The sequence below is a fragment of the Bacillus sp. AFS012607 genome (assembly GCF_002558005.1).
GTDB lineage: Bacteria > Bacillota > Bacilli > Bacillales > Bacillaceae_G > Bacillus_A > Bacillus_A thuringiensis_S.
The window spans coordinates 450,609-463,142 of the sequence record NZ_NTVM01000012.1; the positions used below are offsets into that span (position 1 = coordinate 450,609).

Sequence of the window (12,534 nt, forward strand, 5' to 3'; positions counted from 1 at the left end):
AACTTTTAAAAGTGGTCTTACCAATAATGAAAACGCATTCAAAATGCAGTAAAATCAATACTTTGGAAAATAACAAAAGATTCTGTCTTATTTTGTCGCTTTTTGTATACCATGCAATAAATTGCACAGTACGCAATTTATTGCATGCTATTTTTTGCATGGTCATACTTTTCTAGCTTATAATATAAATTTCGTACGGAAATTCCTAACGCTTTTGCAGTTTGTGTTTTATTCCCATCAAATCTCTCCAAATATTCATGAATAATATTCCCTTCAAACTCTGTCACTAAATGTTCAAGTGGCTTTTCTTCTAATTCAGGTAATAAATGAGATTGCTTTGACTCCACCTGCTCTTCGTTATGTAATGGTGGTAAATGTTGTACATCAATATATATCTCGTTATAATTCATAAAAATAATCGCTCGTCCTAAAATATTTTCAAGTTCTCTCACATTCCCTGGCCATTCGTATGATTGTAAATATAAAATAGCTGAATCAGTGAGCCCTTCTACATTACGACCATAATCTTGATTAATTTTTTGAATCAACCTGTCCGCAATTTTCGGTATATCTCCTTTACGTTGACGAAGAGATGGAATTTGAATTGGAATTTTATTTAATCGATAATATAAATCCTCCCTAAACTTCCCTTCTAGAATAGCCTTTTCTAAATTCACATGTGTCGCTGCAATTACTCGAACATTAATAGGTATCGCTTTCGTTCCACCAACTTTTACAATTTCTTTTTCCTGCAATACACGAAGGAGTTTCGCTTGTGTATTTGCAGATAACTCCCCTATTTCATCTAAAAAAATACTACCGTTATTCGCTTCCTCAAAGAACCCACGTTTCCCGCCTCTTTTCGCTCCAGAAAACGCCCCTTCCTCATAACCAAATAATTCACTTTCTAACAACGTCTCCGAAATGGCCGCACAGTTTACACGGACGAACTTATTGTATTTTCGATTACTTCCATTATGGATTGCATGGGCAAACAATTCTTTACCAGTCCCAGATTCACCGCGTAACAGTACCGTTGCCGGTGTATTCGCTCCTAGCTTCGCCTGTTCGATAGCTGCAGTTGTTTCATCTGAATTTCCGACAATATCATCAAAAGAATATTTCGCTTCTAATGTGCGAATGATTTGCCTCGCTCTATTCAATTCATTTGTTAACTTTTGAATTTCCGACACGTCACGGATAACGCCGACGCTTCCTTTCAATATTCCATCCACAATAACTGGCGCTACGTTTACAATTACATCGCGCTTTTTTTGCCCAATCTTCATATGTATTCCGCGCACCGCACGACGCGTTCGAAGTACTTTCATATGCATACTTTCGCCTTCTACAATATCAGTTGTAGCAGGCTTCCCAATAATATCTTCTTCTGTTAAACCCGTTAATTTCGTATATGCCGGGTTAATGACTAAACCTCTTCCTTTTTCATCCACAACCGAAATCGCTTCTTCAGATGAGTTAATAATCGCCTCTAATAGTGTTTGAATTTCTTTTAAGTCTGTAACTTCTTCCGCTAAATCTACAACTTCTGTTATATCTTTAAAAATTGCAAATGCCCCTTGTACCTCTCCGCCCTCTTTTAATATCGGTATACGCGTTGTAATAATTTTCTTTCCATTCTCTAATGTTAGTTCATAATTTACTTCTATTTGTTTCGTACGTATAATGCGAAGTAATTTACTAGTCGGAATAACTTCTAAAATATATTTTCCTATCGCCTCTTCTTTTTTATATCCGATAATACGCTCTGCACTTTTATTAAAAAGACGAACTTGTCCCTCTTGATCAATTACGATCATGCCGTCATGCGTAGAATTTAAAATTAATTCTCCTTGTTGCGTTTGTTCCTCTAACCGCCCAATTAACCCTTCCTTCTCATGCGCTAATCCTGTAACAATTTTTGCAATATCACCTGGTATAAGAAGAGTGTCTTTTTTCTTTTTTTCCAATAAAACTTTATGTACATCATCTTCACCTGTCATATCAAATATTACATCGATATGCATAGAAAGAAATGGAGTTACACTTTCTCCAATTGCAATTCCATATTCCTTAGCAATTTGTAATCCTTTTGCCAACGGATTTATATCAATAATCCCTATAATTTGAAATATATTCGAACTATATAACAGATTCAGCAGTGCGCTCCCGCCTTCACCTGCACCAACAATTAATACTTTTTGTTTCATATATTACACTTCCTCTCGAAGTAACTCTGCAAATTTTTTCACACCCTTATCTTACTCGTTCAACCCCCTCTTGACAAACCCCCTTTTCATATAACATCATTAAAATAAACAAAATAATCTGAAAAGGAGCGTTTATATGCAGCGTTACCTTGCTCTATCATTAGCACTCATCCCTATTTCATTAGCTGTGTTTGGTATAAAGTTAATGAGAGATACTGTATTCGGGATTCTATTTCCACCAATCTCTATACTGTGGTTACAATTTTTAATCGGCGCTCTCTGCTTCGGGCTCGGGTTTTATATTTTTGGTGGCTTCGTCGTACACCGAGATCGTAAACGAAATAAAGTACAAGCTCGCTTCAGAAGATAGGAATGCCCCACTATTTATAAATAAAAAAATGAGACCGTTACACGCGGTCTCATTTTTTTATCGGCAATAACGTTCTTGCCGTTTCAGGGTAATCAGTAATAATCGCCGATATATTCATATCAAAATATTTACGCATAAGCGTTTCTTCATTAATTGTATAAGGGCGAACCTCTACACCACTTTCCATCGTTAGTTCAGCAATAGCATCTTGAAGGTAACGATAATTCGGATGTACTGCTGTAGCCCCCATTTTTTTCGCGTATGCCCACGGACTATGCAAACCTTCGCGATATAAAATTGCAGTTTGAATATCAGGAGCCATCATATGGCACCGTTTCATACTGTAGTGATTAAACGAAGAAAATACAACGCGATCCTCTAAACTAAATTTCCGTACAAGCGTTATAACTTCTTCCTCTAAACCTCTATATGGAATTTTATTATTTTTAAGTTCAATATTAAGTAGCAAACTCGTTTGTTCAAGCCACTCTAATACCTCTTCTAAAAGTGGTATTTTACAAAAACCTACTTTATCACCAAATTTATAACTTGCATCTAACTTACATAAGTCCTCATATACATAATTCCGAACCGCACCTTTTCCATTTGTAGTCCGGTCCACCGTTTCATCATGAATGACGACAACTTTTCCATCTTTCGTTAATTGAACATCAAGTTCAATTCCATCCGCTCTAAAAGACTCAGCCGCTTCAAATGAAAGCATTGTATTTTCTGGGTACGTTCCAGCCGCACCACGATGCGCAAATATAAGAGTCATCCTCACTCCCCCAATCTTATGCTATACTATACGAAAAAGGAGGTACTTCTATGAGACCATTGCAAATTTCTCCAGATACTGCAGTCCGCTTATCAAAAGCACTAGGTGTTCCACTTGAACAACTCATGCATATGCCGCAACACATTTTAATTCAAAAGCTAGTTGAATTAGAAAAACAAAATAAAGACGAAGAATAATACAGTCCTGTTTTGCAGGGCTTTTTATTATTTTCTATTATATCACGGATGACTTCCCTGCTAAAATCCTTTAACAGATGTGCTACGATGCGATTTAGCCGTTCCTTTATTATTTTTGTTACAAATCATAAAGAAAGCAGACTATTTATTTATAAGCCCCCATTGCGTCCTTAAACACGATCATAAAAAACTAGAAGCCCTTTATATTATTTTTTATTGAACGTGCGGAGCATCCCCTGATTCGTATAGTACTTTCGCTTTTTCCTCCCCGAATGTAGTTAAAATATAATGTTGCTCTTCTACCGCATCCATCGCTCTAGTTGCTTTACAAACGTTATCTTCTTGAACATCCGAGAAATAATTGTGATCTTCTACAATTTTACTAAAATCTTTTTGTGCCCATCTATTAGCAATTGCTAATAGCTCATTTTTCTTCGAAAAGCTACTCTTATTTATGATTTCTTTTAATTTTTTAGCATTATTTTGAATCATTGGGATAGAGCCCGATTTTCGTTCTGCCACCACTTTTTGATGAGTCATGCGATGCATCGCTGTAATGACTTCTCTTTCAGTAGAATTTTCAGTAACATACACATCAACAAAGACCCCATCTACCTCTCTACCTACTATTGTTTGGTCTTCTTTTTTATCTATTTGAGCGCTCACTTCTTTATCTACTGGATTATCGGCAAGTTCTAACATCCCAAATGTAACTGCAATAGCAAGAACTCCCATAGCTGCTACTATTCCTAGCCAAGTTGAAATTTTATTTTTCATTCCCCTTCCCCCTATCTATATCTATTTAATTGTCTTATAAAAAAACTCACTTACATGTAATATTACTAAAAACAGGTTTTATTTTCCATAATATCAAATAATCTCTTTTTCTAAACAAAATAAAAAAACCAACGAATTATAACATTCATTGGTCTTTCATTAAAAAGTTTATTAGTTTTAAAATTACTGTCGAGTATAGAGTTCCAGCATGCATCGGTTTTACTAAAACAAAAACCCTTTTCTACTTCTACTCTCAGCTAGCTTTATGTTCAAGTCTCAGCTTATCCGCAACCATTGCGATAAACTCAGAATTCGTAGGTTTTGCTTTTGACATGGATACTGTATAACCGAATAAGGACGAAATAGAATCAATATTCCCACGGCTCCACGCTACTTCAATCGCGTGACGAATTGCGCGCTCCACACGGCTTGCTGTTGTATTATATTTCTTTGCGATATCTGGATACAATACTTTCGTAATCGATCCTAATAATTCGATATCGTTGTATACCATGGAGATTGCTTCTCGTAAATACATATATCCTTTAATATGAGCGGGTACACCAATTTCATGAATGATACTCGTAATACTCGCATCTAAGTTTTTCGGTTTTCCATCTACTGTTGTTGCTGATCGGAATGATGGTAGTGGACGTTTAATCATAGCGTTTGCTTTACCACTCACTTGACGAATATGACTCGTTAAATTCTCCATATCAAATGGTTTTAATATGAAATATGAGGCACCTAAGTCAACTGCTTTTTTCGTCACATCTTCTTGCCCGAATGCTGTCAACATAATTACGCTAGGCTGTTTTAACCTTTCAATATGTCGCATTTTTTCCAATACAGCTAAACCATCTAAGTGTGGCATAATAATGTCTAAAACGAGTACATCAGGTTGCTTATCTGCTAATAAGTTTAAACACTCTTGACCATTATAAGCAGTACCGATTACTTCCATATCATCTTGAGCAGCTACATAGCTCTCTAACATTGATACTAGTTCTTTATTATCATCCACAAGACATACTTTAATTTTCTCCACAGCTTTTCCTCCCTTACCGAATCGATTCTCCGACATGTGTATCCTTCTAGGCTACATGAATTGTTCGACAATTGTGTGAAAATTCCCTTTTAAAGTTTCTTACTTTCCGATAAAATCACAAAAAAATATGTTTATCGTTCATTTATTCCCTTTCGCAACACATTCCATCATAGAAATACAACGAAACGTTCAACCCTTTTCTTTTATTTTACAACAAAAAACACCTCTTGCGGAGCTTTTACAAAATTTCAACGAATTTTTCAACAGAAAAAGCGAGCTAATATATATATTAGCTCGCTTTTTTCTCTTGATCATAAATATTAATTCCAGCTTGATGTAACATCCATTCAATATGAACACCATATCCTGATGTTGGATCATTTACAAATACATGCGTAACAGCACCAATTACTTTTCCATTTTGTACAATTGGACTTCCGCTCATCCCTTGTACGATACCGCCCGTTTTCGCTAATAGACGTTTATCTGTTACTTTTATTACCATACCCTTTGTGGCTGGGAATTTTTGTTGCACTGTACTAACAACTTCAATATCAAACGCTTCTACTTTATCTTGATCAATAACTGTTAATATTTTTGCCGGTCCTTCTTTTACTTGATGAGATAATGCGATAGGCATCGCTTTATCCATTATACCGTTTTTCATATTCGTATTTAATTTGCCAAAAATACCATATGGACTATTAATTGTAATATTGCCAATCACTTCACGATCTGGTGAGAATCTTGCTAATTTCTCCCCTGGATTCCCATGACTACCTCTTTCAATTGATGTGACTGTCGAGCGCATAATTTGTCCATCTTCGACTTGAATCGGCTTTTTCGTATCATTATCAGAAATAACATGACCAAGTGCCCCGTATTTCATAGAATCTGGATGAACAAATGTCATCGTTCCAATTCCAGCTGCCGAATCACGGATATACAAGCCAATTCGATAAGACGATTCACCGTTGTCTTTTTGTGGAGTTAGCTTCGTACGAATATATTTTCCATCTCTTAACAATACAAGATTAAGCGGTTCACCTGTTTCTCCACTATTATGAATAAACGGTGCTACATCACTCATTCTTTCAATTGTTTTACCATTAATTTCAGTAATCATATCTCCAATTTGTACACCTGCTGTTTCACCAGGAGATATTTTACCCTTTTCAGTTTGAATTAAATGATGGCCTACAACAAGTACACCTTTTGTATTTAATTTCACACCAATTGATTGTCCACCTGGAATTACTTTAAAATCTTTTAACACTTTCACATTTACTTTTTTCACTGGAAAACCAGCAAGCTGAAATACCATATCAGCTTCACCATTTTGATGAGAATTTACCATAAGTCCTTGTTTTTGTTCATTCGAACTCACTGTAAATACATGACGATTTGTGGATGAAGCTTTGAAAACTGGTAATGATGATATTTCTGATTGTTGTCCTTCAAAAACAACAAGTTGTTTCGGTGATGAAATAAACGTTCGAAGCGGTTTAAAACATCCAATAAAAACTAAAGAAACAAGGAGACAAAGACCTATTATTTTTCGAAATTTTTCTAATTTCAACTTGTTCACTCTCCTCGCTCCTACCCCACATTCAGCCTCTTGGCTTCACTTTTTAATCTCTCCTTGCAGTGCATTATTTATAACCGGAAGAATTAAGAAATCGTCATTTGAGAAAAAAAGCTATCCATTACTGGATAGCCTCTGCTGTCTGTTTAAAATGATGCGCTTGCGTAAGTAATTCTTTCGCATGCTCTGTCGTTAAATCTGTGATTTCTACACCAGAAATCATTCGAGCTATTTCTGTTACTTTATCCTCCATAGTTAAAACAGTAACTGATGTAATTGTCCGATCATTCGCTACTTGTTTTCGAATAAATAAATGTGAATCCGCCATTGAAGCTACTTGAGGTAAGTGCGTAATACAAAGTACTTGCGAGTTTACTGATACTCGATAAATTTTTTCCGCAATAGCCTGTGCGACTCGGCCACTTACACCCGTATCCACTTCATCAAAAATAACAGATGCAACCCCTTGATGCTTAGAAAAAATGCTTTTTAAAGCTAAAATAATACGAGATAACTCTCCGCCAGAAGCAACCTTTGAAAGTGGTTTTAGCGGCTCTCCTGGGTTCGTTGAAATATAAAATTCCACATGATCGTAACCATCCACCGTAAGTCTTACCGGTGCACCTTCCACAAGGGGTTCTTCTGCATTTCCTGCTCTCTTCATAATTCGCACTTCAAATTTCGTTTTTTCCATATATAATTCTTTTAATTCCTGATGAATTGCATTTGTAAGATGTTCTGCAAGCTCATGACGCATATTACTTAACAACGTTGCTTCTTTCAGAATAACACTCTCTAATTCCTTCAACTGTTTCTTCGTCGTTTCAATATGAACGTCTTTATTTTCAATTGTAAAAATTTCCTGTTCAATTTTATCTGCATACGCTAAAATCTCTTCTACAGTATTTCCATATTTTCTCTTTAGCATACGAATTTCATTCAAACGTGTTTCGATTTCATCTAAACGATTTGGATCATATTCCATCATATCGAGCTTTTCTCTCAGTTGATAGGCAACCTCTTCTAATAAGTAATAGCTATTTGCAATTGAATCATAATTCTCTTGATACATTTCATCTAAATGTGTAATACTTTCCATTTGTCCCATTGCACCTCTTACATTATCTAACCCTTGTCCGTCGGCACTTAACGAACGATATGCATCACCTAACGCTTTATAAATCTTTTCAAAATTAGAAATTTGCAATCGTTCCTCAGTTAATTCATTTTCTTCATCCATCTTTAAATCTGCCTTGCGAATTTCTTCATGCTGAAATTGAATTAAATCTAAGCGATGTGCCATTTGTTGTTCATTTTCACTTAACGATTTCAATTGTTTTTTTAATTTTTCATAGTCAGCGTATACATTTTGATATATGTCTAATTGTTTAACGATTCGATCCCCATCAAAGTGATCAAGCATAAACAGATGTCGTTCTTCATTCATTAAATCTTGCGTTTCGTGCTGTCCATGAATATCAACAAGTGATTTCCCAATTTCTTTTAATATGCTAAGTGTAACAAGCTTCCCATTTACACGACATACACTCTTTCCGTTCGCAGCAATATCACGCTTTAAAATAATCATGCCATCTTCTATTTCTATATCTAACTCTTCTGCCTTTTCAATACATGGATGCTTCTCATCTTCAACATAAAATAGCCCTTCAATCTCAGCCTTTTCTGTTCCATATCGAACAAATTCTGCTGATCCACGGCCACCTACAAGTAAACTAATCGCATCAATAATAATCGATTTTCCGGCCCCTGTTTCACCGCTTAAAACCGTTAAACCTTTTTGAAAAGAAATATTTAATGCTTCAATAATAGCAAAGTTTCTAATCGATAATTCCGATAACAATGCCCCATTCACCTCGTTATAAAATAATCCCTTACTAAAGGATTTTCTCAGTTCTTCATTCAAATAATCATGTTATATATTTGTATGTATATACTCTTCTAACCCGCTTCATTGTACCAAACATTTGTTTTACGGGTCAATCCATCTATTTTCTAACTTTATGCAAACAAAATATTATATTACAATTGAAAATTCATATTTTTAACCAATAAAAATATCTTGTTCACTTTCCACTTTACGATGGAAAGCAAACAAGATTTTTTGTTACAACATATTTAAGAAACGATCAGAGACAACACCTGTATCGTCAGGTGTACGGCAAATAATTAAGCAAGTATCATCACCACAGATGGTTCCGATGATCTCATCCCACTCTAAATGATCAATAAGTGCTCCAAGTGAATGAGCGTTACCAGGCAATGTTTTTAGCACAAGCATATGTCCTGCCGTGTCTAATTTTACAAATGAATCCACTAGATTTCGTTTTAATTTTTGTAACGGGTTAAATCGTTGATCTGCTGGCAAGCTATATTTATAGCGCCCATCATGTAATGGCACCTTCACTAAGTGCAGTTCTTTAATATCGCGCGATACTGTTGCTTGCGTTACATTAAATCCCTCATTACGTAAAATATCAACTAATTCATCTTGTGTTTCAATTTCTTTGTTTGCAATAATTTCCCTGATTTTAATATGGCGCTGACCTTTATTCATACATTTGCACCTCACACTATCTCTTACCATAGTTTAAACATTGGTATACTTCACTTATTTATGTTAACTTATAATTCGTTTCTTGTACACAATTGTTTTTACAATCATTATACAATTACAGCAAAAAGAGGAACAACATATGTTATTCCCCTTTCCCTTTTTGTTTTAGAACGTCATGCGCTTCTGTAACAACTTGCTCTATAGAAATCGGAGAATGATTTTCGCCATTCTCACGTTCACCATGCCATTTCAGATGAATTAAAAATTCAATATTACCGTCTCCACCCGTAATTGGTGAAAATGTTAAACCTTCCACATCATAGCCTTCTTTTAAAGCAAACTCGACAATCATTTCTACAACAGCTTCATGTACTTTTCTATCACGAACGATACCTTTTTTCCCAACTTGCTCTCTTCCAGCTTCAAACTGTGGTTTAATTAACGCCGCTACATCTCCGTTAGGCATAAGCATTGTTTTTAAAACTGGCAGTATAAGCTTTAATGATATAAATGAAACATCAATACTTGCAAATTGAGGTAAACCACGTTCTAAGTCTGCTGGTGTCACGTAACGGAAATTTGTTCGTTCCATTACAACAACACGCTCATCTTGACGTAATTTCCACGCTAGTTGATTGTATCCTACATCTAATGCATAAGATAATTTCGCTCCATTTTGAAGCGCACAATCTGTAAAGCCACCAGTTGATGAACCAATATCTATCATAACTTTATCTTGTAAATCAAGATGAAATGTCTCTAATGCCTTTTCAAGTTTATAACCACCACGACTTACATACGGCATAACTTGTCCCTTCACCGTAATCTCAGTATCTTGCGAGATTTTCTCTCCTGGCTTATCAAGTCTCATTTCATTTGCATATACGAGTCCCGCCATAATGGCGCGCTTTGCTTTCTCACGCGTTTCTATAAGTCCTCGCTCTACTAATAGTACATCTACTCTTTCTTTTTTTACGCTCATTTGTTACGCCCTTTTTTGTTTTGATGGAATCATTGTATGAATACGGTCTACGACAGCATCTGTCGTTAAACCAATTTCTTCTAATAATTTTGTTACACTTCCGTGCTCTATGAAGCGGTCTGGAATACCCATTCGTTCAACTAATGCACTATGGTAACCATTTTCAGATGCAAATTCAACTACTCCTGTTCCAAAACCACCAATTAAACAAGCTTCTTCAATCGTTAAAATCGGTATATTCTTTCCTAGAAGATCATGTAAATATGCTTCATCCATTGGTTTAATAAAGCGAGCATTCACTACTTTCACTGAAACTCCAGCTTTTTCAAGACGCTCAGCGGCTTCCATCGCCATTGGTATTGTCGTACCAAACGTTAAAATAGCTGCTTGTGTACCCTCTTTTAACGTCTCCCACGTACCGATCGGAATCGCCTTTAATTCTTCATCCATATGAACGCCAAGTCCATTACCGCGCGCATAACGCAATGCGATTGGTCCATCTTCATATTGCATCGCCGTATAAACTAAATGTTGCCCTTCATTTTCATCTTTCGGCATCATAAGCACCATATTTGGCAAGTGACGTAAGAATGAGATATCAAATACGCCTTGATGCGTTTCACCATCTGCTCCTACTAATCCTGAGCGATCTATTCCAATGAAAACATTTAAATTTTGGCGGCATATATCATGAACAACTTGGTCATATGCTCTTTGTAGAAATGTCGAATAAATTGCTAAGAATGGCTTCATTCCTTGCGTTGCCATACCTGCTGCCATCGTTGTAGCATGCTGTTCTGCAATACCTACATCAATCATACGATTTGGGAATTCTTTTTGGAATTTCTCAAGTTTTGATCCAACAGGCATTGCAGGTGTAATTGCTACGATACGCTCATCCGCTCTCGCTAGCTTAAGTACTGTTTCACTAACAACAGCACTCCATGCTGGTGCAACTTCTTTCGGCTTAACAAAGTCACCTGATTCAATTTTATAAGGTCCTGTTCCATGCCAAGTTCCAATAACGTCACTCTCGGCCGGTTTATAACCTTTTCCTTTTTTCGTAATAACGTGAACAAGCACTGGGCCTTTTGTTTTCTTTGCATATTGCAACGTTTCGAATAGCTTTTCATAATCATGCCCATCGACTGGACCTAAATATGTAAAGCCTAACTCTTCGAAAAAGACACCAGATACTAGTAAATATTTAAGACTATCTTTTATTTTCTCTGCTGTCGCAGCCACTTTCCCGCCAACTGCTGGGATTTTCTTTAATATATACTCTAATTCATCTTTTACCCAGTGATATTTTCCTGCGGTACGTAAACGACCAAGTACATTATGGAGCGCACCAACGTTTGGTGCAATTGACATTTCATTATCATTCAAAATAACAATCATATCTGTCTTTTCATGTCCAATATGGTTCAATGCCTCTAAAGCCATTCCGCCTGTTAAAGCACCATCTCCAATAATTGGTATAACATATTCTTTCGTTTTCTTTAAATCACGTGCCAGAGCCATTCCCATTGCAGCCGATAACGATGTCGAGCTATGACCAGTTTCCCATACGTCGTGCTCACTCTCACAACGTTTCGGAAAACCACATAGGCCTTGATATTGCCTTAATGTACCAAACTCTTTCGCGCGTCCAGTTAAAATTTTATGTACATAGGATTGATGTCCTACATCCCATAAAAATTTATCTTGCGGGCTATCAAATAATTTATGCAGAGCAATTGTGAGTTCTACTACACCTAAATTAGGCGCAATATGTCCACCTGTTTGAGAGAGCTCTTCAATTAAAAACTTACGAATATCCTCACTCAATCCCTCTAGTTCACTGATAGACATATCTTTCAAAAAACTAGGGTTTTGAATTTGCGTTAGATCCACATGGATCACTCACTTTCATTTCATAATCTGTCAACATGTCAAATATTATAAAAAACATTTACACAAAACAAGAAATTCTCTTTTCTATTTTTCGTCTTGTCCCGCTATTAACCAGT

The 12,534-nt window shown here is 36.0% G+C and carries 11 protein-coding genes; 2 read left to right on the forward strand and 9 right to left on the reverse strand.

Features of this window, described 5'->3' with window-relative positions:
* Window positions 1-137: 137 nt before the first annotated feature.
* Complete coding sequence (locus tag CN409_RS15760; RefSeq protein ID WP_000810981.1) at window positions 138-2,210, reverse strand: sigma-54 interaction domain-containing protein; 2,073 nt, start codon at window positions 2,208-2,210, stop codon at window positions 138-140.
* Window positions 2,211-2,346: 136 nt separating this feature from the next.
* On the opposite strand from CN409_RS15760, the gene CN409_RS15765 reads away from it, so the two are divergent.
* Window positions 2,347-2,580 (forward strand): DUF2627 domain-containing protein, encoded by a 234-nt coding sequence (locus CN409_RS15765; RefSeq protein WP_001190195.1) that lies wholly within the window; start codon window positions 2,347-2,349, stop codon window positions 2,578-2,580.
* A 49-nt stretch (window positions 2,581-2,629) separates the two neighbouring features.
* Here CN409_RS15765 and CN409_RS15770 read toward each other — a convergent pair whose 3' ends face one another.
* Window positions 2,630-3,358: a glycerophosphodiester phosphodiesterase gene (locus tag CN409_RS15770; protein ID WP_000172594.1), complete on the reverse strand. Its 729-nt coding sequence runs from the start codon at window positions 3,356-3,358 to the stop codon at window positions 2,630-2,632.
* A gap of 50 nt (window positions 3,359-3,408) precedes the next feature.
* Between CN409_RS15770 and CN409_RS15775 the strand changes: the two genes are divergently transcribed.
* Window positions 3,409-3,555, forward strand: a complete 147-nt coding sequence (locus CN409_RS15775) for a YycC family protein (RefSeq protein WP_001247671.1) — start codon at window positions 3,409-3,411, stop codon at window positions 3,553-3,555.
* Window positions 3,556-3,768: 213 nt separating this feature from the next.
* Here the strand turns inward: CN409_RS15775 and CN409_RS15780 are convergent, their stop codons facing one another.
* The 7 genes from CN409_RS15780 to dxs all read right to left on the reverse strand — a co-directional run bounded on the left by CN409_RS15780 (window position 3,769) and on the right by dxs (window position 12,418).
* Window positions 3,769-4,332: a PRK06770 family protein gene (locus tag CN409_RS15780; protein WP_086390493.1), complete on the reverse strand. Its 564-nt coding sequence runs from the start codon at window positions 4,330-4,332 to the stop codon at window positions 3,769-3,771.
* A 253-nt stretch (window positions 4,333-4,585) separates the two neighbouring features.
* Window positions 4,586-5,380 carry a sporulation transcription factor Spo0A gene (spo0A, locus tag CN409_RS15785; RefSeq protein WP_014894889.1) on the reverse strand — a complete coding sequence of 265 codons (795 nt, stop codon included), beginning with the start codon at window positions 5,378-5,380 and terminating at the stop codon, window positions 4,586-4,588.
* Window positions 5,381-5,669: 289 nt separating this feature from the next.
* Window positions 5,670-6,968 carry a SpoIVB peptidase gene (gene spoIVB, locus CN409_RS15795; RefSeq protein WP_002000940.1) on the reverse strand — a complete coding sequence of 433 codons (1,299 nt, stop codon included), beginning with the start codon at window positions 6,966-6,968 and terminating at the stop codon, window positions 5,670-5,672.
* Window positions 6,969-7,086: 118 nt separating this feature from the next.
* Complete coding sequence (gene recN / locus CN409_RS15800) at window positions 7,087-8,826, reverse strand: DNA repair protein RecN (RefSeq protein WP_044784469.1); 1,740 nt, start codon at window positions 8,824-8,826, stop codon at window positions 7,087-7,089.
* Between the two features lie 264 nt (window positions 8,827-9,090).
* Entirely contained in the window at window positions 9,091-9,540 is a 450-nt protein-coding gene (argR, locus tag CN409_RS15805) for an arginine repressor ArgR (protein ID WP_001032580.1), read from the reverse strand.
* A gap of 142 nt (window positions 9,541-9,682) precedes the next feature.
* Entirely contained in the window at window positions 9,683-10,522 is an 840-nt protein-coding gene (locus CN409_RS15810) for a TlyA family RNA methyltransferase (RefSeq protein ID WP_000111874.1), read from the reverse strand.
* 3 nt (window positions 10,523-10,525) lie between these two features.
* Window positions 10,526-12,418: a 1-deoxy-D-xylulose-5-phosphate synthase gene (gene dxs / locus CN409_RS15815; RefSeq protein ID WP_000366457.1), complete on the reverse strand. Its 1,893-nt coding sequence runs from the start codon at window positions 12,416-12,418 to the stop codon at window positions 10,526-10,528.
* Between the last annotated feature and the right edge of the window lie 116 nt (window positions 12,419-12,534).